At 69.9% G+C, this 24,726-nt stretch carries 21 protein-coding genes; 6 read left to right on the top strand and 15 right to left on the bottom strand.

What is annotated here, in order from left to right:
- From B0W88_RS15630 to B0W88_RS15665, 8 genes are all read right to left on the bottom strand, one after another.
- Positions 1–260: hypothetical protein (locus tag B0W88_RS15630; protein ID WP_198937849.1), on the bottom strand; the 260-nt coding region annotated here is incomplete at its 3' end.
- Between the two features lie 92 nt (positions 261–352).
- Positions 353–1,039, bottom strand: coding sequence for a CpXC domain-containing protein (locus tag B0W88_RS15635; RefSeq protein WP_077035576.1), 687 nt, complete (start codon positions 1,037–1,039; stop codon positions 353–355).
- Between the two features lie 12 nt (positions 1,040–1,051).
- Positions 1,052–3,991, bottom strand: a complete 2,940-nt coding sequence (locus B0W88_RS15640) for a hypothetical protein (protein ID WP_077035577.1) — start codon at positions 3,989–3,991, stop codon at positions 1,052–1,054.
- Between the two features lie 43 nt (positions 3,992–4,034).
- Positions 4,035–5,771, bottom strand: coding sequence for a hypothetical protein (locus B0W88_RS15645; RefSeq protein WP_077035578.1), 1,737 nt, complete (start codon positions 5,769–5,771; stop codon positions 4,035–4,037).
- Between the two features lie 92 nt (positions 5,772–5,863).
- A complete protein-coding gene (locus tag B0W88_RS15650) occupies positions 5,864–7,144 on the bottom strand; it encodes a TRAP transporter large permease (protein ID WP_077035579.1) in 1,281 nt (426 codons plus the stop codon).
- Entirely contained in the window at positions 7,141–7,713 is a 573-nt protein-coding gene (locus tag B0W88_RS15655) for a TRAP transporter small permease (RefSeq protein ID WP_077035580.1), read from the bottom strand. The genes B0W88_RS15650 and B0W88_RS15655 overlap by 4 nt, the downstream gene beginning before the upstream one ends.
- Before the next feature lie 25 nt (positions 7,714–7,738).
- On the bottom strand, positions 7,739–8,764 hold the full coding sequence (locus B0W88_RS15660) for a TRAP transporter substrate-binding protein (protein WP_077035581.1): 1,026 nt from the start codon (positions 8,762–8,764) through the stop codon (positions 7,739–7,741).
- Positions 8,765–8,894: 130 nt separating this feature from the next.
- A complete protein-coding gene (locus B0W88_RS15665; RefSeq protein WP_077035582.1) occupies positions 8,895–9,470 on the bottom strand; it encodes an NUDIX domain-containing protein in 576 nt (191 codons plus the stop codon).
- A gap of 52 nt (positions 9,471–9,522) precedes the next feature.
- On the opposite strand from B0W88_RS15665, the gene B0W88_RS15670 reads away from it, so the two are divergent.
- Positions 9,523–10,272 (top strand): DeoR/GlpR family DNA-binding transcription regulator, encoded by a 750-nt coding sequence (locus B0W88_RS15670; protein ID WP_077035583.1) that lies wholly within the window; start codon positions 9,523–9,525, stop codon positions 10,270–10,272.
- Entirely contained in the window at positions 10,269–10,826 is a 558-nt protein-coding gene (locus B0W88_RS15675; protein WP_077035584.1) for a Rossmann fold nucleotide-binding protein, read from the top strand. The genes B0W88_RS15670 and B0W88_RS15675 overlap by 4 nt, the downstream gene beginning before the upstream one ends.
- Here the strand turns inward: B0W88_RS15675 and acpA are convergent.
- Complete coding sequence (gene acpA / locus B0W88_RS15680; protein ID WP_077035585.1) at positions 10,781–12,424, bottom strand: acid phosphatase; 1,644 nt, start codon at positions 12,422–12,424, stop codon at positions 10,781–10,783. The genes B0W88_RS15675 and acpA overlap by 46 nt on opposite strands.
- 47 nt (positions 12,425–12,471) lie before the next feature.
- Positions 12,472–13,311 (bottom strand): ABC transporter substrate-binding protein, encoded by an 840-nt coding sequence (locus B0W88_RS15685; protein ID WP_077035586.1) that lies wholly within the window; start codon positions 13,309–13,311, stop codon positions 12,472–12,474.
- Positions 13,312–13,398: 87 nt separating this feature from the next.
- On the opposite strand from B0W88_RS15685, the gene B0W88_RS15690 reads away from it, so the two are divergent.
- Entirely contained in the window at positions 13,399–14,217 is an 819-nt protein-coding gene (locus B0W88_RS15690) for a hypothetical protein (RefSeq protein ID WP_233151726.1), read from the top strand.
- On the top strand, positions 14,214–14,492 hold the full coding sequence (locus B0W88_RS15695) for a hypothetical protein (RefSeq protein ID WP_077035587.1): 279 nt from the start codon (positions 14,214–14,216) through the stop codon (positions 14,490–14,492). Before B0W88_RS15690 ends, B0W88_RS15695 begins: the two co-directional genes overlap by 4 nt.
- Here B0W88_RS15695 and cobA read toward each other — a convergent pair.
- Genes cobA through nirB form a run of 4 tightly spaced genes read right to left on the bottom strand, consistent with a single transcriptional unit; the run spans position 14,452 to position 20,737 of the window.
- The gene (gene cobA / locus B0W88_RS15700; protein ID WP_077035588.1) at positions 14,452–15,228 is read right to left on the bottom strand and encodes a uroporphyrinogen-III C-methyltransferase; all 777 of its coding nucleotides are present in this window, start codon (positions 15,226–15,228) and stop codon (positions 14,452–14,454) included. The two genes, B0W88_RS15695 and cobA, sit on opposite strands and share 41 nt — an antisense overlap.
- The gene (locus B0W88_RS15705; protein ID WP_077035589.1) at positions 15,225–17,918 is read right to left on the bottom strand and encodes a nitrate reductase; all 2,694 of its coding nucleotides are present in this window, start codon (positions 17,916–17,918) and stop codon (positions 15,225–15,227) included. Before B0W88_RS15705 ends, cobA begins: the two co-directional genes overlap by 4 nt.
- 1 nt (position 17,919) lies before the next feature.
- On the bottom strand, positions 17,920–18,297 hold the full coding sequence (gene nirD, locus B0W88_RS15710; protein ID WP_077035590.1) for a nitrite reductase small subunit NirD: 378 nt from the start codon (positions 18,295–18,297) through the stop codon (positions 17,920–17,922).
- A gap of 13 nt (positions 18,298–18,310) precedes the next feature.
- A complete protein-coding gene (gene nirB, locus B0W88_RS15715) occupies positions 18,311–20,737 on the bottom strand; it encodes a nitrite reductase large subunit NirB (RefSeq protein ID WP_077035591.1) in 2,427 nt (808 codons plus the stop codon).
- Positions 20,738–20,763: 26 nt separating this feature from the next.
- Between nirB and B0W88_RS15720 the strand changes: the two genes are divergently transcribed.
- The gene (locus B0W88_RS15720) at positions 20,764–22,458 is read left to right on the top strand and encodes a protein phosphatase 2C domain-containing protein (protein ID WP_369973890.1); all 1,695 of its coding nucleotides are present in this window, start codon (positions 20,764–20,766) and stop codon (positions 22,456–22,458) included.
- A 12-nt stretch (positions 22,459–22,470) separates the two neighbouring features.
- On the opposite strand, the gene B0W88_RS15725 is transcribed toward B0W88_RS15720, so the two are convergent.
- Positions 22,471–23,742, bottom strand: a complete 1,272-nt coding sequence (locus tag B0W88_RS15725; RefSeq protein WP_198937850.1) for a nitrate/nitrite transporter — start codon at positions 23,740–23,742, stop codon at positions 22,471–22,473.
- 190 nt (positions 23,743–23,932) lie between these two features.
- Here B0W88_RS15725 and B0W88_RS15730 point away from each other — a divergent pair.
- A partial coding sequence (locus tag B0W88_RS15730; protein WP_158080868.1) for an ANTAR domain-containing protein occupies positions 23,933–24,726 on the top strand: 794 nt, incomplete at its 3' end.

The following is a 24,726-nucleotide window of genomic DNA, read 5'->3' on the forward strand; positions in this document are numbered from 1 at the left end:
GTGCCCAGGTCCTTGCCGCCCTGCACCTCCAGCGCCGCCACGCGGTAGCGCCCGCCGCCGCCGGCCAGCTCGTTGGCGCCGGGCTTCAGGAAGTACGGATGGATGACGGCATAGCTGCGCACGCCCGAGGCCGGCAGGCCGGCGGCGCGGCCGTCGCTGCCGGCACGCACGCCCAGCATCAGCTCGACCGGGAAGCCGTTCACCGAGCTGCCTGACGGCGAGCCCTCGACGGTCTGCAGCAGCGGGAGGGTCGTGGTCACGGCGGTGTTTCCTTTCAGCGGCACGGCCGCCAGGGCGAGAAGAAGGGCGGCAAGAGGCAGCAGGCGTTGTGGCATGGGGTGGGTTTCCATCATCAGGCGGCCGCCGTCGCCATGAACAGGCGCTGCACGTCCACGAAGGGGCTGGCCGCCAGCTGCTCGCGCTGCGGCTGCCAGTCCTCGTCGGCTTCAAGTTCGTCGATCAGCGTGCGGCTGACGTTCAGGTATTCCGTGACCTGCTCGGTGCCGTCGTCCTGCCAGCCGAAGAAGAGCTTGCCGTCCTGCACCGCCAGCAGGCGCAGCGCGGCGGTGGCCAGCGGCGGCATGCGGGAGTCGCGGATCAGCGCCAGCTTGGCGATCTCGACGGTGACGTCGTCCAGGCCCTCGGCGGCGATCAGCAGCTTCTCGCGCAGCGCGGCCCAGCCAAAGGTGACGCGGCATTTCATCGCCAGGCCCAGCTCGCGGGCGCCGGGCGGCGAGTTCGGGCCGAAGCCCTCGTCGAAGGCCTCCCGGGCCTGGGCGGCGCGGGCCTCCCAATCCTTCAGCGCGCTGCCGGGCCAGGCGCCGATCCACTGGCCGCGGCCCTGGTTCATGTAGTTGAACTCGGGTTCAACGCGCGACTCCAGGCCGCAGCCGGCACAGGTCTGGCGCTGGAAGCTGCCGTCGAGGACGGACTCGCGCAGGTCGGGCCGGCGGTCGGCATTGACGCTGTGGACCAGCTCGAAGGCGATCGCAGCGCCGCAGCCGGGGCAGCCGATGGGGGTGGTGCGGAAGACGGACATGGCGACCTCGGGTCAGAGCGTGGAGAGCCAGGAGGCGAAGGGATGGTTGGGCTTGAGCTTCTTGCCGAACCAGCACATGTAGATCTCGGCGAACCACTCGCCCGGGGCGCGCCACTGGTAGCCGGTGACGCCCTTGCTGCGCTCGGCCAGCACATAGCTGACCCACTTGTTCTTGTAGGCTTCCTGGTAGACCACGCCGGCGATCGACGCGGCCTTGGAGTCGGCGAAGGAGTACCAGATCTCGCCGGTGGTGGCGGCCGTGTGCCAGGTGTCCACCGCCTCCTTGGCCTTCTTCCACTTGTCCTCGCCGCCGGCGTAGCCGCCGGGCATCGGCGGGATCTCGGGCGTGTAGCCGTTCATCAGCTGCAGCACGTAGCCGGCGTCGTACTTCTTCTCGGTGGCCACCGCGTTGGCGATGGGCTTCAGGTCGGTGTACTGCACCCAGCCGCCGAAGGCCGCCTGGCCGGTCCGGCTGGCCATGAAGCCGAGCCGGTCGTCCACCGCATGGCCCACCTCGTGCAGCATGGTCATGTTGAAGAGGTTGGCGGGCTGGTCGTCCACCGGGGCGTAGGGGTCGGTCGCGTTGTCGTGGTCCAGCGGCAGGCCCAGGGCCTTGTTGCGGGTGTTCTTGTCGAACTTCTCGGTGCCGCCGTCGTTGGGGCGGCCGTTCATCTCGACCGACTTGTCCCAGTTGGCATAGGCGCCGCCGGAGCCGCCGTCCGGGCCCTTGCGCTCGACCGACTTCAGGCTCGGGCTCTTGGTGGCGTGCGAGGGCGGCAGGTCGGCCATTACCTGCCACATGGCCTTGGCGGAGAGGGTCTTGGAGCCGGCGTCGGAGGTCAGCACGATGCCGAAGCGCTTCTCGCAGAGCTTGGCGATCAGCGGGAACTTATCCTCGCCGCCGAGCGTCTTGACGAACTCGTCCAGCATCTTGTCGCCGCCCTCGACCTTCAGCAGGGCCTCGGCGGCGCTGATGACGGCGGGGTCGTCCGGGTTGGCCTTGGCCAGCGCCTTGACCTTGAGCTGCTCCATCTTGGCCTCGGCCTTGTCGAGCAGCTTGCGGGCCTCGGGGAACTTCAGCTGGCCCATCTGCGTGGCCGCCTGGGCCAGCGCGGCCTCGACCTCGGTGACGTCGTCACCGGCGGTCTTCATCGTGCCGGCGCGGGTCTTCAGCGGGCCGACGCGGGTGTCGTAGGCCTTGATGTCGGCGGCGACCAGCTCGGCCTCGTGCGCGGCCAGGCCGGCGCGGGCCAGGGCGGCGGAAGCGGCGGCGTAGTCGGGGGTGGCGGCCCCGGCGGCGGCCTTGGCCTGGTCGATCGGGGCCTGGATCAGGTTCACCTTGGGCAGGGTGGCGGTGTAGCTGCCGGTCTTGGCCTGGTCGACCAGGGCCTTCTGGCGCAGCAGCGTGGCGGCCAGCGCGTCCTCGTAGCCCTTCTTCAGCGCCTTCTGCTCCAGGCCCTTGGCGGCCTCCGGCGTGGCGCTGGCCAGCGTCGGCGCCAGGGCCTCGGCGGTCGTCAGGTCGGTCTTCAGCCGGTCCAGCCACTGCTGGCCGCCGGCCCAGTCCTGCACGTCGGGCGCGGCGCGCTTGTCGGCCTCGGCCAGCAGGGTGTTGAGCGAGCCGATGGTGTCGGCCATCTTGGCGGCGGTGGGCAGGCCCTTGAGCGTGTTGAGCCGGGTCTCCAGCGCCTTGCGGTCGTCGGTGAAGGTCTTGGCGGCGGCGGCGGTGCCGGCCAGCGCGGCGCAGTCGGCCACCACCTTGTCGCACAGCGCAATGCCTTCCTCGAAGCGCATCGCGGCGGCGGTGGCCAGCGGGTCGGCCTGGTCGGTCAGCACCTTCTCCAGCGCCTGCACCTTCAGCGCCATCGCGGTGTTGGCCTTCAGCGGGGCGATCGCGTCGGTGGCCTTCTTGCGGGCGTCGAGGAAGGCCTGGCGGCGGGCCAGGCGGTCCTTGCCGCCCTGGTCGATGCTGAAGGCGCGCGAGCCGATGATGCGCATGGAAGCCCACTCGCCATTGGCGATCAGCGCCGGCACCGAGGCATGCAGCGCCTTGAGCTTGGCGATGTCGTCGGCAACGAAGGCCTTCAGCGGCGAGGCTTCCAGGCCCTGGTACTGGCTCTTCAGGTCGTCCTGCGTCCAGGTCTGCAGCGTGCTGGCCATGCTGGCCTTCATCGTCGTGACCGCCGCCGTGGCTTCCGCGTACTTGTTGGCGCCGGGCGTGGCGTCCAGGTCGGCCTGGGTCAGCTTGGCGTTGAAGCCGGTCCAGGTGGCGTTGTTGGCATAGCGGCCCTTCATCGCATCGACGATGGCCGCGGCCGGCTGGCGGGCCACGCGGTAGGCGTCGTACTTGTCGGCCAGGGTCTTGGCCTTGTCCAGCGCGGTCTTGGCGGCCTCGATCTTGGTCAGCGACTCGGGATACTTCTTGTCGGTGTTGGCCTGGATGGCCTCGGCCAGCCGGGTGCTGCCCTCGGTGATCAGGGTCTGCACGTGGGCCTTCTGGCGGTGGCCGTTGAGTGCCGCGACCTGCTTCTGCACCGCATCGCGCTTGGCGATGAAGGTGGGGTTGCCCTCGCCGGTCTCGGCCTCCTTGCCGGCGCGCGTCTTGATCGCCTCCAGCTCCTGGTAGGCGGTCTGGATCACGGCCTGGGCCGAATCGCGCACCGCCGTGCGCACCCGGGTCTGGATCTGCTGGATCTCGTTCTCGAAGGACGCGACCAGCTCCGCGGCGCCCGCCACGAGGTCCAGCTTGCCCAGGTACTCGAGCACCTTGCCCTCGCGGCTGAGGTATTCGTCCAGCGCGCCGGTGATGGCGGCGTCCTTGCCGTCGGGGTTGGGCTTGCTGGCGGGATCTTCGGCTTCCGCTGGTGCGCCCTCGGTGACGGGAGCCCGCACGACGACGGGTTTCACGCCCAGGCGCTCGGTGATGAAGGCACGCTGAGTGGCTGTGAGTTTCATGGCTGCGATGCAGGTTGGATTGAGTGGGGGCGAGGCGGTTCGATCAGAACTGCGCGCTCAGGTCGGCCAGGGCGCCGTCCACCTTGGCCCGGATGTCGGTGCTGGCGAAGCCGTTGTCGTCGACGAAGGCCAGCAGCGGATCGCCGGAGGCAAAGGCGCGGAACTTCTGCACCAGCACCGCAGCCTCGGCATAGCGGGCGTCGCGCTGCGCGCCTTCGGCGTTCAGCGCCTCGTCGAGCTTGTCGATCAGGCCCTGGTCCATGGTGTCCAGCTTGTCGAACAGCTGCTTCAGCCCGGTGCCCAGCGCCGCCTCGTCGAAGCGGTCCTCGGCCTCGGGATCGGCGTTGTGCTCGCGCACCGCGGCCATCACCGCGCTCTCGATCGACGAGAACTGGCTCTGCACGGTCTTGCGCAGGCCGTCCCAGGTGAGGCGGGCCTTCTGCAGTTCGACCAGCGAAGGCGTCGGCTTCGCGGCCCCGCCGGCGGCGGGCGCGGGCGTCTCGGACAGCCACTGCTCGACCTGGTCCAGCAGGCCCTGCGCGGCGGCGAAGTCCTTCTTGCGCGCCAGGTCTCCGGCGTCGGCCACGCCCTGGCGGATGCGGCCGGCTGCATCGCCGCCGGCGGCCAGCGCCGTCTTGATGTGCGGCAGCAGCGCGGCCAGGCGGGCGTTGAAGGCCGGGCCGGGGTCGGCCGGATTGGCGCTGCCCGCAGCGGCGGCCGGCGTCGGGGCGGCCAGCAGCTTGGCGATCTGGTCCAGCGCGCCGAGGGCGGCCTTGTAGTTGCCGGCCTCGCCCTTCTCGCCCGCGAACTCGCTCAGCGCGCGGATCTTGCCGGCGTCCGGCGACTGGGCGCGCAGCGCTGCCAGGATCTGCGGCTCCATCTCGGCCAGGCGCGCGTCGAATTGGGCGCGCTCGGCGTCGTCGGCCTCGGCCTCGCCGTCGCCCTTCTTGACGGCGGGTGCCTCGCCAGCAGGCTCGGCCCGCGCTTCGGGTTCCGGCTCCGGCTCGGGCGCCCGCGCCTCGGCGGCCGGCGCGGCCTTCGACGCGGCGTCCTCGACCGCCGCCACGAAGTCCTCGCCGTCATCGTCGATGTCGTCGGGATCCTCGCCGCGCACGCGGACCTTGTAGCGCATGCCGGTCTGCTTCAGCAGCGCGGCCTTGAGCTTCTTGGCCAGGCCGGCGGCCTGCGTCTTGACGACGAAGGTGTGGGCATTGGCCTCCCAGATGCATTCGCCCACGACGAACTTGACGCCCGAGGTGGTGCCCAGCTCGTCGGTCAGCAGCTTGCGCTTGGAGGGGCTGATCGGCTTGCGCGAGACCAGCACCACCACGTCCTTGCCCATCACGGCGATCATGGTGAACATGACGTCGCCCTTGGGCACGGCCTTCATGACCGGGATCATCTTGGAGGTCAGCAGCGCGGAGCTTTCCTCGTCGTCGTCACCGGAGGCGGCCGCGGCCTTGTCGGCCTTCTCCTTCTCGGCGGCCGCCTTCTCCTTCTCGGCCTTCTCGAGCTTCTTGGCCTCGGCGTCCGAGGCCTTGCGCTGCTTGTCGACGGACTTGTCCAGCACGTCGAAATAAGCTGTTACTTCCTTGTCGGACTTGGACGCCTTGCGCAGGATGTCGGCCTGCTTGCCGATGTCATCCAGCGCCGTCAGCTCGGCCTGCGGGGTCTTGGCCTTGTCCAGGTCCGCCAGGGCCTTGATCAGCGGCGCATCCTTGAGGCTGCGCCCCTTGGCGAACTTCTTCCATTCCGCTTCGGTCAGATTCTTTTCACTCATGGCACCCTCCTGCGACTCTCCGCCGAGGATGGTGCATGACGCTAACGTTCAAATCAAGCGGTGTCTCCGTCCGGAAGACGAAGGAAGGGCCGTCATTTAAGTAACAGATTCGGCAGCCACAGGGTCATGGCCGGCCAGTAGGTGACCAGCAGCAGGAAGCCGAGCATCGTCAGCAGCCACGGCATCACCGCCACCGTCAGCTCGCTGATGCCCATCTTGGTGATGCCCGAGGCCACGTACAGGTTCAGGCCCACCGGCGGGTGGCACATGCCCACTTCCATGTTGACCACGATCAGGATGCCGAAGTGCACCGGATCGATGCCCAGCTTCATCGCCACCGGGAACAGGATCGGCGCCAGGATCAGCACGATCGAGCTGGGCTCCATCACGTTGCCGGCCAGCAGCAGCAGGATGTTGCAGACCAGCAGGAAGCCGATCGGGCCGAAGTGCATGTTCACCATCCAGTCGGCCATCGCCTGCGGGATGCCCTGGTCGGCCATCACGAAGCTGAACAGCACCGCGTTGGTGATGATGTACAGCAGCATCGCGCTCATGCTGGCCGAATCCAGCAGCACCTTGGGCACCTTGGACAGCGGCATGTCCTTGTAGACGAAGACCGCGATGAAGAAGGCATAGACCGCCGCCACCGCCGCCGCTTCCGTCGGCGTGAACAGGCCGGTGTAGATGCCACCCATCACGACGACGATCAGCAGCAGGCCCCAGACGCTGTCGCGGAAGGCATGCCAACGCTCGCCCCAGCTCGCCCTGGGCATGCGCGGGAAGTCGTTCTTCTTGGCGATCATCCAGGTGGTCAGGCCGAGGAAGAAGGCCAGCACCAGGCCCGGCACCACGCCGGCGATGAACAGCGCACCGACCGAGGTGTTGGTGGACACCGCATACATCACCATCACGATCGAGGGCGGGATCAGGATGCCCAGCGAACCCGAGGTCGTCAGGATGCCGGCGCCGAAGCGGCCCGGAAAACCCTGGCGCGCCATCGCCGGCAGGATGACCGAGCCGATCGCCACCACCGTGGCCGGCGAGGAACCCGACACCGCCGCGAACAGCGCGCAGGCCATCACGCCCGCCAGGCCCAGGCCGCCGTGCCAGTGGCCGATCATCGAGGTGGCGAAGCGGATCATCCGCCGCGCCACGCCGCCGTGGGTCAGGAAGTTGCCGGCCAGGATGAAGAACGGGATCGCCATGATCTCGAACTTCTCGATGCCGGTGAACAGCTTCAGCGCGACCGACTGCACGTCCAGATCGGTCATCGCGAAGATGAAGGTCAGCACCGTCAGACCCAGCGAGATGCTGATCGGCATGCCGGTCAGCATCAGCAGGACCAGCAGCACGAAGATGAAAGTCGCGTTCATGCGGGGCCACCCATCTTTGCTTCTTCTTCGAGGCCCTCGACGTGGCCGTGGTCATGGTGCGGCAGCTCGCCGGTGCGCCAGAAGCTCCAGGCCACCTGCAGGAAGCGGAAGCACATCAGCGAGGAGCCCAGCGGGATGCACAGGTAGGCCCACCACATCGGGATCTCCATGTCCGCCGAGGTCTGGCCGGTCTGGGAGATGTGCCAGACGAAGTTTCCGCCCAGCGTGGCCACGACGCCGGTGAACAGCGCGCCGCACAGCAGGCCGAAGGTGACCAGCAGCTGGTAGGGGCGGCCATGCAGCTTGCGCAGCACCACGTCCACGCCCACGTGGATGCCGGTGCGCACGCCGTAGGCCGCGCCGAACTTGGCCATCCACACGAACATGAAGATGCACAGCTCCTGCGCCCAGGACAGGTCCCAGCGGATCGTGTAGTCCTGGATGTAGGGAACACCGGACGCATAGCGGTGCACCACGGCGACGAAGATCAGCAGCGTGGCCCCACCGATGAGGGTGGCGATCAGCCACTCCTCGAGGTGGTCCAGCGCCTTGTTGAGAAGGCGGAGCATGATGGTTCCGGAATTCCCCGTCTGTTTACTTCGGCGCCACGAACGAAGCAGCCTTGTAGGCGGCTTCGACGGTCGCCTTGCCCACGCGGGCCTCCATCTCCTTGTGGACCGGCATCAGCGCCTTCTTCCACTCGTTGATCTCGCTCGGAGTCGGCTGATAGATCGTCGTCTTGCCGGCGGCCTTGATCTTGTCCAGAGAGGTGGCGTTCTCGGTGGCGGCGATCGCGTTGGCGTAGACCGTGGCCTCCTTCATCGCGGTTTCCAGCGTGGTGCGGATGTCGGGCGGCAGGCCGTCCCAGAACTTCTTGTTGACCACCACCGCATAGGCCAGGTGGCCATGGTGCGAGAGGGTCATGTTCTTCTGCACCTCGTTGAGCTTCTGCGTCAGGATGTTGGACGGCGTGCTCTCGGTGCCGTCCACCACGCCCGTCTGCAGCGCCTGGTACAGCTCGCTGAAGGCCAGCACCTGCGGGATCGCGCCGAGGGCGCGCATCTGCGCGTCCAGCACCTTGCTGGACTGGATGCGCATCTTCATGCCCTTGAAGTCGGCCACGTTCTTCAGCGGCTTGTTGGCCGTCATGTCGGTGAAGCCGTTGTCCCAGTAGGCCAGGCCCTTGATGCCCTTGCTCTCCAGCTTCTGGAACAGCGAGGCGCCCAGCGCGCCTTCGGTGGTGGCGCGGAAGGCGTCGGTGTTGGCGAACAGGAAGGGCAGGTCGAAGACCTCGTACTCCTTCACGCCCAGCGGGCCGAACTTGGACAGCGAGGGCGCCAGCATCTGGACCGTGCCCAGCTGCAGCGCCTCCAGCTCTTCCTTGTCCTTGTAGAGCTGGCTGTTCGGATAGACCTCGACCTTGACCTTGCCGGCGAGGCGCTGCTCGGCGAGCTCCTTGAAGCGCAGCGCGCCCTTGCCCTTGGGCGTGTCCGGGGCGACCACATGGCTGAACTTGATGACGATCGGCGCCTGGGCCTGGGCGTTCATCGCGAACAGGGCGGTGGAAGCGGCGGCGAGGGCCAGGACGCGGCGGGTGCGCGAGAAGCGGTTGGTGGTCATGATGCAGTCTCCTTGATATGTCGGCCCCGACCTCGGTCAGGGCCAGGTCAGGATGCTCGCATTGTGGAAGGCCGCAGGACGGCCCGCGTTGTGGAGAACCACAACGGGTTATTCCGGGTTCCCCTCCGACTTAGCGGGCCAGCGCCACGTGCTGCAGCAGCATGATGGTCTTGCCGTCCTGGATGCGGCCATCGGCCACCATGGCCAGCGCCTCGGCCAGCGGCAGCTCCAGCACCTCGATGTCCTCGCCCTCGCCGGCCTCGCCGCCGCCGGCCGTGCGACGGTCCGCCGGCTCGTAGTCGGCGATGAAGAAGTGCAGCTTCTCGGTGACCGATCCCGGGCTCATGTAGGCCTCGAAGACCTTGCGCGGCTGTCTGATGACATAACCCGTTTCCTCGGCGGCCTCGCGGCGGATGCAGTCCTCGGGTGCGTCGCCGTCCAGCAGGCCGGCGCAGGCCTCCACCAGCATGCCGTCGGCGCAGCCGTTGACATAGGCCGGCAGGCGGAACTGGCGGGTCAGCACCACCATGCCGCGGCGGCGGTCGATCAGCAGCAGCGCGGCGCCGTTGCCGCGGTCGTAGGTCTCGCGCTGCTGGCGCTGCCAGCTGCCGTCGCGCCGGCGCCAGTCGAAGGCGGTGGTCTTCAGCACGTACCAGTTGTCGGAGAGCAGGCGCTCCTCGACGATGCGGACGCGGTCGTTGTTCATGATTTACGCACTTTCATGTATAAACGTGCAATTTCGTGCAATCACTCTAGCAATGCTCACCGCCCAACGCAAGCAATGGCTGCTGGCCCGCCTCGCGGCCGACGGCCGCCTGGTGGCCAAGGACCTGGCCGCCGAGCTGGCCACCTCCGAGGACACGATCCGCCGCGACCTGCGCGAGCTCGCCGCCGCCGGCCGGCTGCAGCGGGTGCATGGCGGCGCCCTGCCCGCCTCCGCCGCGATGGGCGACCTGCGGGTGCGCGAGCAGGTCTCGGTGGAAGACAAGGTGGCGCTGGGCCGCGCCGGAGCCGCGCTGGTCGAGGAGGGTCAGGTCGTGCTGCTGGACGGCGGCACCACCGCGCTGCAGGTGGCCCGCCACCTGCGGCCGGGGCTGCGCGCCACCATCGTCACGCACAGCCCCACCGTCGCGATCGAGGCCGCGGCCCATCCGCAGCTGGAGATCCTGATGCTGGGCGGGCGGCTGTTCCGGCATTCGATGGTCAATGTCGGCGCGGCGGTGATCGATGCGGCGTCCCGGCTGCGCGCCGATCTCTACTTCATGGGCGTCACCGGCGTGCATCCGGAGGCCGGGCTCACCACCGGTGATGCCGAGGAGGCGGCGGTCAAGCGGGCGCTGCACGAGCGCGCGGCGGAGACCGTCGTGCTGGCGTCGCGAGAGAAGCTGCTGGCCGCCTCTCCCTTCCTGGTCGTTCCGCTGGCCGCCGCCAGCCGCGTGATCGTGCCGGCGGACACGCCGGCCAGGACCTGCCGCCTGCTCAAGGCCAGCCGCTGCGACAAGCCATGAACACCAACGCGATCCGCAAACCCCAGGTCTGCGTGCTCGGCAGCGCCGAACCGGGCTCCCCCGCCTACGCGCTCGCCGGCGAGGCCGGTGCACTGCTGGCGCGGCTGGGCATCACCCTGGTCAGCGGCTGCGGCAGCCCGGCCACCCGCGTGGCGGCCGAGAGGGCCATCGCCGCCGGCGGCCTGGTGCTGAGCATCGTGCCGCCCGACGAGATGCCGCCGCCCGACTGGCCGGCGACCATCGTCCTGCCCTGCGGCATGGGCGATGCCCGCAACCTGCTGATGGCGCTGGCCGGCGATGCCTGCCTGGTGGTCGGCGGCCGCGCCGGCACGATCTCCGAGGTCTGCCTGGCCTGGCTGCACCGGCGGCCGCTGCTGCCTCTGGTGGGTTGCGGCGGCTGGTCGGACTCGCTGCCCGCCAATCCGCCGGACGAGCGCGGCAACTCGCCGATCCTGCCCTGGGGCTCAGTGGATGAACTGGAGCGGCAACTGCGGGGACTGGACCTCGTTCACCCCAGCTCCAGCGCGCTCGTCAGATCCCCCAGCAAGACCTGACCCCGCGCCCGCATCGCCTCGTCGCGCCGGATCACGCCGGGCAACGGCTCCAGGCCGTGCACCCGGGTGATGAAGCGCAGGATCGAGTTGGTGTCCATGTCGGTGTGGTCCACATGGCCCTTCTTCGCCAGCGGGGAGATCACGATCGCCGGGATGCGCGTGCCCGGCCCCCAGCGGTCGCCCTCGGGCGGGGCGACGTGGTCCCACCAGCCGCCGTTCTCGTCCACGGTGACGATGACCACCATGTCCTTCCACTGCGGGCTCTTCTCCAGCCGCTCGATCACATGGGCGATGTGGGCGTCGCCGCTGGCCACGTCGGCATAGCCGGCATGCATGTTCAGGTTGCCCTGCGGCTTGTAGAAGCTGACGGCCGGCAGCGTGCCGGCCTCGATGGCGGCGAGGAAGTGGTTGGTCTTCGCCTCGTCGCCGAGGCCTGCGTCGCGGATGTGCTCGGCGCGGGCCGGCGTGCCGGGTGCGTAGTTGCGGAAGTAGTTGAAGGGCTGGTGGTGGTACTGGAAGTTCGGCGTGGCGCCATCGCCCTGCTTCACCAGCGCCGCGGCCCAGGCGCCGCTCCACCAGGCCCAGGAGACGCCCTTGGCGCTGAGGCGGTCGCCGATGTTCGGATAGTCCTGCGGCGGCAGCACGCCGGGGTTGTGGGCGTCGGCCAGCGCCGGGTCGCCGCCGGGCGCGGGCTTGATGTAGCTGGGCTGGTAGGGCGGCGCCATCGTGTTGACGGCATAGCCGTCGGGCGTCAGCGTGCCGTCGCGCTCGAAGCGCGGCGGGCCGTCCAGCGCGGACTTGGGCGAGTCGGGCGCGAGCTTGAGCCGGTTGCCGGTCGGGTCCTCGCCCTCGACGACGCAGAACAGCCGCTTGATCGGTCCGGTGCGCGCATCGGGGATGTGCGGCGGCTGGCCCGAGACCAGGAAGATGTGGTTGAGCCAGGAGCCGCCGAAGGCCGACATGAAGAAGCGGTCGCACAGCGCGTAGCGCCGCGCCACCGCGGCCAGCTTCATCTCGGCGTCCGCCTGGCCGTAGTGCCCCATCACCATCCCGCCGGAATCGCCCCAGGCGACGAAGCGGTCGTTGCGCCCGCCGTTGATCTGCATCTGGTTCTGGTAGAAGCGGTGCGTCAGGTCGCGGGTGATGACGGCGAGCGGCAGCGGCTTGCCGGCCGTGTCGGCAAGCGTGAAGGGGCGGTTGGGCAGGCCGTCGATCTGCGTCTCGTCGATGACATAACTCTTTCCATCGACGGTCTGCTGCTGCGGCACCAGGCCACCCCAGACCTTGGGCAGCCGGGCCATGATGGCGCCGTCGCGGTCACGCTGGGCGGCGCGCGCCAGCGTGATCTGGCCGAGCGGCTGGGCCTGGCCCGGGAAGGCGGAGAACAGGTTGTTGAAGCTGCGGTTCTCGCCGTAGATCACGACGATGGTCTTGACGCGCTGGCGCAGCGTGGCGTCGGTGGTGGTGGCGGCCGCTGCGGCGCTCGCACTGCCCCCCAGCAGGCCCGCGCCCGCAGCGGCGGCCAGCGTGCCGAGCACGCGGCGGCGGTCCGCGTCGATGCTGCCCTCGTCGTCATTCGGGATGTTCTTGTCGTCCATGGCGGCGGTCTCCTCCCACCATCATAGGAGCGCCGGTCAGCTGACGGTCAGCGGGGCCGCACGGTGAGCTTCAGCGTGTCTTCCGGGAAGTTGCGCTGGAACTCGCGCCAGGCGGCGCCGGATTTGGACATCTGCACCAGCATCGCGGTCAGCTGCTCGCGGTCGCGGGCGTTCAGGCGCGAGCGCCTGGACAGGTAGACGCCGCTCTCGCCCCAGCCGAGTTCGTCCACCGTCTCCACATGCAGGCGCGCAGCCAGGGCCCGGTGCCGCTCGTCGCCGCGCAACGCGCCGCTGACGATGGTCGGGGCGACGATGGCCAGGTCCGCCACGCCGGCATCCAGCAGGCGCACCAGCGAGATCGGATCGGCCGCCTGCTGCAGCCGGCCCTGCTCGCCCAGCGCGCGCAGCAGCGCCTGGTAGGCCTCCCCGTAGTCGTACCCGCGCACGACCGCCAGGCGCAGCTCGTGGCGCTGCTGCAGCTCGGCCAGGCTGTGCAGTTCCAGCGGCGCATGGCCGCCGTCACGCTCCAGCGACACCAGCGCGGCCCGGCTCTGGATCAAGGGGAAGAAGGTGCCGAACTCGTCGCGCCGCGGCGAGCGCCGCGCCGGCAGGAGGATGTCGGACAGGCCGGTCTCGAACATCAGCTCCTGGCGCGCCCGCGGCACGACCTGGAACCTGATCTCGCAGCCCTCGGCGCCGGCCGCGCTGCGCAGCAGGTCCGGATAGATGCCGCCGACTTTGCCATTGTCGACCGTCACGCCCACCCCGATCGGTGCCACCGGGATCTGCACGGGACGCGAGCAGGCCGCCCGGGCCGCCGGCGTCACGCCCAGGGCGCCGAGCAGCAGCAACAGAGCGGTTCGACGATGGAGCTGCGGCGGGATCATGGTGTCTTGCGCTGAGATCGGGCGTTAGGTCTGGATCCATTGTCCGTTACAACTGGGGTCGGGCATTGCGCTTGCCCGCCGTTCGGCATGAGGAGCGCCCACGTATTGATGATGGTGTCGGCGATGCCCTTGCTCGCCACCCTGGCCGGGCCGGCAGCGGCGGCCGAGGCCACGCTGCCGCCGGTGGCCGTCAGTGGCGTGAAGAGTTCGCCGGTGCAGAAGTCCTACCGGCGCATGGTCCACGGCCTGGAGGTCTTCGAGGCGCTGCGGCCGCGCTATGCGCCGCAGGCCGCCGAGCTGCGCTTCCGGCTGCTGCCGCGCAAGAAGGGCATGGCGCTCGACGCGCTGGACCTGGGCATCGAGAGCCTCAACGTGGACACGCCGATCGCCGTGGCCGCCGATCGCACCTTCACCCTGCCGAGCGACCCGCGGGCGCTGCAGGAGGATGCGGTCGTCACCGCCAGCCGCCGCCAGCTGAGCATGACCTGGCGCACCGAGATCCGCAGCCCAGGCCTGCCGCCGGGCACGCGCCGCCTGGGCGACCTGCGGCTGGAATGCCGCGTCGGCATCGAGGCGGACCTGGTGTCCAACGAGGATCCGCTGGGCGCAATCGGCGCGCTGTTCGCCGAGGGCAGCGAGAGCTACTGCGGCAAGGCGCTGTCGCGCTACCTGTTCTTCGCCGAGCGGCCGCTGTTCGGGGTGACGCTGGTGGACGGGGCGCGGCGCGAGGCCCTGCCGGCCGTGCGCCTGTGGGCCGGCGCCAGCGAGGACCCGGGCCTCGCGCACGACCTGCCGTACTGCGACTGCGAGGTGCTGGTGGACCGCAGCTACTTCCTGCCGCTGGGCGATGCGAGCTGGTCGGACGAGACGCGGGTGGAGTTCGAGTACATGGACGGGGCGCCATGAGGCTGGCCGTGCTGCTCCTGCTGCTGGCGGCCTGCGCCACGCAGCCCGATGCGCCGGCCCTGTCGCCGCAGGCCGCGCAGCAGGCGCTGGCCGCCGCGCCACCGACCAGGGCCGGCGTCGCCGCGGCGCTGGGGCCGGCCGCGCAGGTGCATTTCGACAGCGGCTACGAGGCCTGGGTCTATCGCTGGCCCGATGGCGCCGAGCTGGTGCTGCTGTTCGCGCCGGACGGCACGCTCAGCCGGCAGCGGCAGCGTGCTGCAGCGGCAGATCGCTGACCAGCGCCGCCAGGTTCACCACCTCGCCGATCACCAGGATGGCCGGGCTGGCCAGCGAGGGATCGGTCTGCAGCAGCGCCGGCAATCCTGCCAGCGTACCGATCGCATGGCGCTGCTTCGGCGTGCGGGCGGAGGCCACGACCGCCGCCGGCATGTCTGCCCGCATGCCGCCATCGCGCAGGGCGGCCACGATCGCCTCGCAGCGCGCCACGCCCATGTAGATCACCAGCGTGAGGCCGCTGCGGGCCAGCGCGGCCCAGTCGGGGGTGCGTCCTGATTCGCCGTTATGCCCCGTCACCAGGGCGACGCCGGGCGTGCAGCGGCGGTCGGTCACCGGGATGCCGATCGACGCCGGCGCGGCCAGGCCCGCCGTGATGCCGTTGACGACCTCGACCTCGATGCCCTCGGCCCGCAAGGCGTCGGCCTCCTCGCCGCCGCGGCCGAAGACGAAGGGATCGCCGCCCTTGAGCCGCACGACCTTGGCGCCGCTGCAGGCCTCGCGGATCATCAACTCATGGATGAAGCGCTGGTTGGTGGACGGCCTGCCGCCGCGCTTGCCGACGTTGAGCACGCGCGCCAGCGGGTTGGCCAGCGCCAGCACGCGCGGGTCGGCCAGCTCATCGGTGAGGATCACGTCGGCGGCCTGCAGGCGGCGCAGCGCGCCCAGGGTCAGCAGCTCAGGGTCGCCGGGGCCGGCGCCGACGAGGCTCACGGGATGGATGTTCGTCGTCGTCATGTCACCAACTCCTCGGGTTTGATCTGGGTCACCAGCCGGCGCAGCGTCGGCAGGCAGGAGCCGCATTGGGTGCCGCAGCGCAGCGCGCCCTGCAGCGAGGCCAGGCGCTCCGATTCGGAGCCGGCGCAGCCGACCAGGTGCTCGCGGATGCGCGCCTCGGACACGTCCAGGCAGTTGCAGACCTGCGGGCTGCGCGGCGTCGCGTTCGCCGGCCCTTGCGGATGCGGCGCCAGCAGTTGCCGGCCGAAGGGCGCCACCGGCTGGCCCTCGCGCCACAGCGGCAGCAGCCAGGCGGCGACGCCGGCCTCGCCGACCAGCAGCAGCGAATCGACCGCCTTGCCGTCGGCCGACAGGCGCAGCAGCCGGCTGCGGCCCCGGCCTGCGTCGGCATAACGCAACAGGCCAACGGTGCCGTCGAGGCCCAGCGCGGCGGCCAGCTGCTTCACCAGTTCGGCCGAGGGCGGCTGGGACGAGGCGGCCTCGAAGCTCCAGCCTTCGCGCCCCTCCGGCCCGGCCACCGGTACGCAATGGGCGTAGTCGAAGGCAGACAGCAGGGCGCGCAGGCGGCCGCGCCGGCCCGGCTCGCTCCAGGCCGCGCCGCTGATGCGCCAGGGCAGCGCCAGCTTCTCGATGGCGACCGCGCTGAACTTCAGCTCGGGCTGCTTGGAGTCGGGGCAGAAGCCGGGCTGGGTCACTTCGTTGACGCCGATGCCCAGGAACTCAGCGCCCCAGTGCATCGGCAGGCTGGCCTGCATCGGCGCGACCGCATCGTCGCCGCGCAGCTGCAGCACGACGGCGCCGTGCACCGAGCTGACGCGCGCGTAGTCGCCCTCGGCCAGGCCGCGGCGGCTCATGTCCTGCGGGTTCAGCGCCAGCGCGGGCGTGCCCTCGTGGCCGAACAGGCGCGGCACCACGCCGCTGCGGCTCATGCCGTGCCACTGGTCGCGCAGGCGGCCGGTGGTGAGGCTCCAGGGGCGACGCGCATCGGGCCGGGACAGCGGCGCGGCATACGGCTTGGCGATGAAGCGGGCGAGGCCGTCGGGCGTGGCGAAGCGGCGATCCTCGTAGAGGCGGGCGGCGCCGGTCGATGCGTGCTCCGGGAAGGGCCATTGCTGCGGCCCTTGCTGGTCCAGCAGCGCGTAGCTGAGGCCGGTGATGTCGAGGTCGCGGCCACGGGTCGCTTCGCGGTGTTCGAGCCACAGCTGCTCGGGCGTGCTTCCGCTGAAGGCGGCACCCATCGCATGGGCCACGTCGCGGGCGATGCGCCAGTCGGCGCGTGCCTCGCCGGGCGGCAGCACGGCCGCGCGCACGCGGCTGATGCGGCGCTCGCTGTTGGTGACCGTGCCCTCCTTCTCGCCCCACGTGGCGGCGGGCAGCAGGTAGTCGGCGAAGGCGCAGGTGGCGGTGTCGGCAAAGGCCTCCTGCACGATCACCAGCTCGCAGCGCTCCAGCGCCCGGCGCACCAGGGCCTGCTCGGGCAGCGATTGCGCGGGGTTGGTGCAGACGATCCACAGCGCCTTGATCTCGCCGCGCTCGGCCGCCTGGAACAGCTCGACCGCGGTCTTGCCGGGGTTTGCGGGCAGCGCGTCGACGCCCCACAGCCGCGCGATCTCGGCACGGTCTTCGGCCTTGTTCGGATCGCGGTGGCCGGGCAGCAGCGAGGCCATGCCGCCGCTCTCGCGCCCGCCCATCGCATTGGGCTGGCCGGTCAGCGAGAAGGGGCCGGCGCCGGGCCGGCCGATCTGCGCGGCGGCCAGGTGCAGGTTGATCAGCGCGGTGTTCTTGGCGGTGCCGCTGCTGCTCTGGTTCAGGCCCTGGCAGTACAGCGAAAGCGTGGCCGGCGAGGTGGCGAACCACTCGGCCGCCTGCAGCAGCTGCTGCTCGGTGATGCCGCAGATGCGGGCGGCCTCGCGTGGCGGCATGTCGCGCACCAGGGCCTTCAGCTCGTCGAAGCCGCTGGTGTGCTGCGCGATGAAGGCGGCGTCGACCCAGCCTTCCCAGATCATCGCGTGCAGCAGGCCGTGGCACAGCGCGACGTCGGTGCCGGGCAGGATCTGCAGGTGCAGGTCGGCGAACTCGGCGCTCTCGGTGCGGCGCGGGTCGGCGACGATGATCTTCATCTGCGGACGCTTCGCCTTCGCGTCCTCCAGCCGGCGGAACAGGATCGGGTGCGCCCAGGCCGGGTTGGCGCCGGTGATGAAGACGCAGTCCGCGTGATCGAGATCCTCGTAGCTGCAGGGCGGGGCGTCGGCGCCCAGGCTCTGCTTGTAGCCGACCACGGCCGAACTCATGCACAGCCGCGAGTTGCTGTCGATGTTGTTGGTGCCGATGACCGCGCGGGCCAGTTTGTTGAAGGCGTGGTAGTCCTCGGTCAGCAGCTGGCCGGAGATGTAGAAGCCGATCGCGTCGGGGCCGTGCTGCTGCCTGATGGCCAGCAGCTTCTCGGCGATCTGCGTGTTGGCTTCGTCCCAGCTCAGCGGCTGGCCGTTCGCCATCGGATGCAGCAGGCGGCGGGTCTGCATCACGATCGGCGTGGCGGTCAGGTGCAGGGTCGAGCCCTTGGTGCAGAGCCGGCCGAAATTGGCCGGGTGCTCCGGGTCGCCGCGCACGCCGGTGATCTGGCGGCCATCGTGCTCGATGACCACCCCGCAGCCGACGCCGCAGTACGGGCACGTCGAGCGGGTTTCCATATCAGCAGGCCCGGGTGCAGGGGCCGGCCTGGATCGGCAGCAGGCCGATGCCGACGGTGTCCAGCTCGTACTGATTCAGCAAGACCTGACCCTCCTCGATCTTCACCGTGAATTTCGAGGTGCAGCCCTCGTCCGGCTCCTGCGCCTTGCCGCTGTCCAGCCGGATCGTCCAGTTGTGCAACGGGCAGGCCACGCTGTCGCCGAACACGATGCCCTGGCTCAGCGGGCCGCCCTTGTGGGGGCAGCGGTCGAGCAGCGCAAAGACCCGATCGTCAGCGGTACGAAAAACGGCAACTTGAGGCCCCAGCGGGCGCTGCACGCGGCGTGCGCCCAGCTGGGGGATCTCTTCGACGCGGCAAACAGTCTTCCATTCGCTCATTTTTTATGTCTCCTCACACCGCTTCGAATTGCCGGAGATCGACACGGGCCTTGTCGAACTCGAACCAGGGATCGGGCTCGCCGTCCAGCGCATGCTGCAGCTCCGCCCACAGCTGGCGACGCAGGTCCGCGTCGTCCAGGATCTTCTTCTTCACGTAATCCAGGCCCACTCGCGACACGTAGTGCACGGTGCGCTCCAGGTACCAGCCCTCCTTGCGGTAGAGCTGCATGAAGGCGCCGGTGTACTCCATCACTTCCTCGGCCGTCTTCAGCTTGCAGAAGAAGTGCGCCACCTCGGTCTTGATGCCGCCGTTGCCGGCGATGTACATCTCCCAGCCGCTGTCCACGCCGATGATGCCGACGTCCTTGATGCCGGCCTCCGCACAGTTGCGCGGGCAGCCGCTGACGGCGAACTTGACCTTGTGCGGTGCGTACATGCGCCACATCGCGCGCTCCAGGTCCTTGCCCATCTGCGTGCTGTCCTGCGTGCCCATGCGGCACCATTCGGAGCCCACGCAGGTCTTCACCGTGCGCAGCGCCTTGGCGTAGGCGTGGCCGCTGGGCATGCCGATGTCCTTCCACACCGCCGGCAGGTCTTCCTTCTTCACGCCCAGCAGGTCGATGCGCTGGCCGCCGGTGACCTTGACGGTGGGGATCTTGTACTTGTCCACCGCGTCGGCGATGCGGCGCAGCTCGTCGGCGCTGGTCTCGCCGCCCCACATGCGCGGGATCACCGAGTAGGTGCCGTCCTTCTGGATGTTGGCGTGGCTGCGCTCGTTGATGAAGCGCGATTGCGGATCGTCCTTGGCCTCCTTGGGCCATGAGGAGATCAGGTAGTAGTTCAGCGCCGGGCGGCAGGTGGCGCAGCCGTTGGGCGTCTTCCAGCCCAGCATGCGATGGACGTCGCCCATCGTCGTCAGGTGCTCGGCGAAGATCGCGTCGCGCACCTCCTGGTGGCTGTGGTCGGTGCAACCGCAGATCGCCTTCTTCTTCGGCGTGGCCGAGTAGTCGCCGCCGGCGGTGAACATGATCAGCTGCTCGACGAGACCGGTGCAGGAACCGCAGCTCGCGCTCGCCTTGGTGTGCTTGCGCACCTCCTCCAGCGTGAACAGGCCCTTGTCCTTGATCGCCTTGCAGATGCTGCCCTTGGTCACGCCGTTGCAGCCGCAAACCTCGTCGGCATCGGCCATCGCGGCGGCCTTGTTGTGGCCCTGGTGGCCCACATCGCCGATGTTCGATTCGCCGAACATCAGCTTGTCCCGGATGTCCGAGATCTTGCGGCCTTCGCGCAGCAGCTTGAAGTACCAGGAGCCGTCCACCGTGTCGCCGTAGAGGCAGGCGCCAACCAGTTGGTCGTCCTTGATGACCAGCTTCTTGTAGACGCCGGCAAAGGGGTCGCTCATCACGATCTCTTCCGTACCCGCACCGCCCATGAAATCGCCGGCGGAGAACAGGTCGATGCCGGTGACCTTCAGCTTGGTGCTGGTCTGCGAGCCCTGGTAGCGGCCGATGCCGAACTGGGCCAGATGCGTGGCGCAGACCTTGCCCTGCTCGAACAGCGGGGCCACCAGGCCGTAGGCGATGCCGCGGTGGGCGGCGCATTCGCCGACGGCGTAGATGCGCGGGTCGGTGGCCGTCTGCAGCGTGTCGTTGACGACGATGCCGCGGTTGCACAGCAGGCCGGAGCGCTCGGCCAGCGCGGTGTTCGGGCGGATGCCGGCGGCCATCACAACGAGGTCGGCCGGGATCTCGTTGCCGTCCTTGAAGCGCACGGCCATCACGCGGCCGTCCTTGTCGGGGATCAGCGAATCGGTCTGCGCGCCCATCATGAAGCGCAGGCCGCGCGCCTCGAGCGACTTGCGCAGCAAGTCGCCGGCCTGGTCGTCGAGCTGGCGCTCCATCAGCCAGGGCGCGATGTGGATCACCGTCACCTGCATGCCGCGCAGCATCAGGCCGTTGGCGGCCTCCAGGCCCAGCAGGCCGCCGCCGATGACGACCGCGTGGCGGTATTTCTTGGCCGCGTCGATCATCGCCTGGGTGTCGGCGATGTCGCGGTAGGCGATCACGCCTTCGAGATCCTTGCCGGGCACTGGCAGGATGAAGGGCGTGGAGCCGGTGGCGATCAGCAGGCGGTCGTAGGCGGCTTCGGTGCCGTCGTCGGCGCTGACGAGGCGGTTGCGGCGGTCGATCTTGCTGATCGTCTTGCCCAGGTGCAGGCGGATGCCGTGCTCCTCGTACCAGGACAGCGGGTTCAGCACGATCTCGTCGAGCGTCTGCTCGCCGGCCAGCACCGGGCTCAGGAGAATGCGGTTGTAGTTCGGATGCGGCTCGGCGCCGAAGACGGTGATGTCATAGAGGTCGGGGGCGATCTTGAGCAGCTCTTCCAGCGTTCGCACGCCGGCCATGCCGTTGCCGATCAACACAAGCTTGGACTTTTTCATTCCTGGATACTCCGATTCCTATGAACATGGACATCGCGACGGGACATGCCAGCGCGCAAGGGCCGCGCCAGCGCAACGAGGACTTCGCCGCCGTGCAGCGGCCGGGCCCCGGAGAAGAGAAACTGGGATGGATCGCCGCGCTGGCCGACGGCGTCAGCGGCGAGGCCCCGACCGCCGGCGGCGGCCGCATGGCGGCGCAGACCACCGTGCTGGCGCTGATGCGCGACTGGCACGGCGTGCCGGCCGACTGGGACACCCCCGCGGCGCTGGAGCGGCTGATCGGCGCGCAGAACCTGTGGCTGGCGGCGCACAACCGACGTAACACGCAAGCTGCACTGACCACCTTGAGCGCGGTCGTGCTGCGCGGCCAGGGCTTCACCGGCGCCCAGGTCGGCGACAGCCGCATCTGGCTGATCCGAGATAACGCCATCCTTCAGCTGACCCAGGACCACGCGCTGCCGCAGCGCGACTTCGCGCGCCTGACCCGCGCCGTGGGCCTGGAGGACAGCCTGCATGTGGACTTCATCCAGGGCGAGCTGCGCATCGGCGACCGGCTGCTGCTGACCAGCGACGGCGTGCACGGCGTGCTCGATGCCCGCCGGCTGCGCGACCTGGCGCTCGGCGACGAGGATCCGCAGGCCGCCGCCGAGGCGCTGGTGAACGCCGCGCTGGCCGCCGGCACGCACGACAACGCCAGCGCCGTGCTGCTGCTGGTGCGCGGCCTGGCCGAGGCCGGCTTCGACGACGTGCGCGCCGCCGCCGAGCGCCTGCCCACGCCCGGCGAGCTGATCATCGGCAGCCTCTTCGACGGCATGACGCTGACCGCCAAGGTGGCCGACAACGGCGTGAACCGGCTGCACCAGGCGCGCCTGCCGAACGGCCGGCTGGTCGCCATCAAGTGCCTGTGCGCCACCCGCGCCGGCGACCCGGCCGAGCGCGCGATGCTGGCCCACGAGGGCTGGCTGGGCCAGCGCCTGGCGGGCGTCGAGGGTTTCGTCGCCGCGCATCCGGTCGACCCGGAGGCCAGCCATTTCTACCTGCGCTTCGACTGGCATGCCGGCCGCACGATGGAGCAACTGCTCGGCACGCGCCCGGCGCTGCCCGATGTGATCGAGGCCGCGCGGCAGCTGGCCACCGCGCTCGCCCGGCTGCACCGCCTCGGCGTGGCCCACCGCGACATCAAGCCGGCCAATCTGCATCTCGGCGACGACGGCACCTGGCGCGTGCTGGACCTGGGCGTGGCCCTGTCCGGCCGCGAGCCGGCCGCGCAGCGCGAGCTGCATGCCGGCACGCCCAGCTACATCAACCCCGAGCAGTGGGACGATCCGCCGCGCGCCGCCGACGAGGGCAGCGACCTGTTCGCGCTGGGCGTGAGCCTGTACCAGTGGCTCACCGGCCACTTGCCCTATGGCGAGGTCGAGCCCTACCAGCGCGGGCGCTACCGGCGCGACCCGCGGGCCCCGTCCCGGCTCGACGCCCGCGTGCCGCTGTGGCTCGACCGGCTGCTGCTGAAGGCCGTGGCCCTCGACCCGGCCTTGCGCTTCGAGACCGCGGAGGAACTGCTGCTGGCGATCGAGCGCGGCGCCGCGCGCCCGCTCGCCGCCCAGGCCGCCACGCCGCTGGCCCAGCGCGATCCGCTGGCCCTGTGGCAGATCGGCCTCGCGATGAGCGTGCTGCTCAACGCGCTGCTGATCGTGTGGCTCTTGTTCCTGCCGCGTTGACATCGCGCTTCCTCAGGCCTTTGCTGCGCTGAAGTCGATCTCATTCTTGTTCTGCGCGGCCTCGGCGGCGACAGGCCTTGCCCGGCCGCCCTTCTCCGCCCAGGTGCGCGTCCAGCGGATCTGCACCAGGCGCAGCATCAGCAGCATCGCCACGGCCAGCGCCGCGAAGGCCACGAAGCCGCCCAGGTAGCTGCCGCCGTACTGCTTGGACAGGCCCATCGCGTTCGGGATGAAGCCGCCGCCCAGGGCGCCGATCTCGCCGATCATCGAGCCGGCCACGGCCGTCGTCAGCGGCCAACGCAGCGGCACCAGCTGGAACAGCGCGCCGTTGCCGGCACCGAGCGCCGCGAAGCAGAGCATGAACAAGAGCGTCGTCGCCGTCAGCGAGCCACCGGCCAGGCCGCACAGGACCAGCGAGACGATCACCACCGCCAGCACGCCGGTCAGCGTGGTCACGCCACCGATGCGGTCGGACACATAGCCGCCCAGCGCCCGGGTCGCCGAGCCCATCAGCGCGGCCAGCATGGTGAGCTGACCGGCCTGCACCTTGGTGACGTGGAACTGGTCGTAGAAGTAGGTCGGCAGGAAGCTGGACAGGCCGACGAAGCCGCCGAAGGTGACGATGTAGATCAGGCTGAAGGCCCAGCCGTCCTTCTCCCACAGGCAGGAGAGGTGGCCGCGCAGCGTCTGGTGCTCGCGATCCGGCGGCTCCTTGGCGCACAGCAGCATCACGACCATCGGGAACAGCATCGTCGCGGCGGCGATGCCGTAGACCGTCTGCCAGCCGTAGGCAGTGGCCAGCGGCGGCGCGAACAGCACGGCCAGCACGGTGCCCGAGTTGCCGGCGCCGGCGATGCCCATCGCCAGGCCCTTGTAGCGCGGCGGGTACCAGCCCGAGCCCAGGCTCAGCGCCACGCCGAAGCTGGCGCCGGCGATGCCCAGCAGCACGCCCATGGCGAGCACGCGGTCATAGCTGTCCACGAAGTAGAAGCCGTAGAGCAGCGCGATGATGATCAGCGTCATCTCGACCATCGCGGCGCTCTTGCGGCCGATGTATTGCGAGAGCAGGCCCAGCGGGAAGCGCATCAGCGCGCCGGCCAGGATCGGCAGTGAGACCATGAAACCCTTGCTGGCGGCGTTCAGGCCGTAGGTCTCGCTGATGAAGGGCGCCATGGCGCCGTTGAGCACCCACACGGCGAAGGTGAAATCGAAATAAAGGAAGGCGGCCAGCAGCGTGGGCCAGTGGCCCGCCTTCAGAAAGGCCGATCGCGAACTCAAGCTCATGGTGCGACTCCGTATTTCGAGGAATGGGACGAGACAAAACAAAAAGGCCGCGACGAGCACTGGGCTCGGCGTGGCCTTGAAAAATGCAGCAGGTATTGACAGGAGGAGCGCGCCATTGCGCCCCGGCCTGCATCTTGCAAACACCGTGCCAGTGATGAGAGATCCTGCTGTTTCCTCTATGAAGAACCCCTTGCGCGCCCTCTGGCTGGCCGACGCGGCGAACCCCGTGCCGGTGCTTTTGTGCACCGCAATAGAACGCGTGGACTGCAGCAGCTTGGTGCGGGCGGATGCGGAGGTGCTCGTCGCCGTGGCGGCCGATGACGCTGAAATGGCCCGTTACTTCGACGCCATCGAGGCCCTGCCCGCGCCCCGGCCGGCGCTGCTGGCGGTGGGTGGCTCGGCGGCGGTGTCGATGGAGCGCGCGGTGGCGCTGGGCGTCGACCACTGGCTGCCCGCGCCGCCGGCGGACTGGGACGCCGCGCTGCGCTGGGCGCTGGTCCAGCACCGGCGGGTGGCCGCCCTCCAGCAGCGGCTGGACGAGCGCCGCTGGACCGAGCGCGCCAAGGGCTGCCTGATGGCGGCCCAGTCGCTCGACGAGGCCCAGGCCCACAAGCTGCTGCGCGACACCGCGATGCAGGCGCGGCTGCAGTTGGCCGAGGTGGCGCGCTCGGTGGTACACGCTTCACAGTTGGCCGAGGCGGTGAACCGCGCCGGGCAGCAGCGGATGCTGTCGCAGCGGCTGGTCAAGCTGATGGCGCAGCGGGCGGCCGGCATCGAGCCGAAGCGGGCCAAGCTGCTGCAGGATGAATCGGCGGGGAGGCTGGAGGCCAATCTGACGCGGCTGGCCGAGTTGCTGGCCGAGGAGCGGCCCGGCGCCGCGCTGGGGCCGCTGCGCGAGGCCTGGGCGCTGCTGGCGCCCTGCCTGGAGGGCAAGCCCGAGGCCGACAAGCTCGAAGCCGCTTCAGCGGCGGCGCGGCAGTTGCT

This window comes from Pelomonas sp. KK5 (assembly GCF_001984095.1).
In the GTDB taxonomy this organism is placed as follows: Bacteria; Pseudomonadota; Gammaproteobacteria; order Burkholderiales; family Burkholderiaceae_C; genus KK5.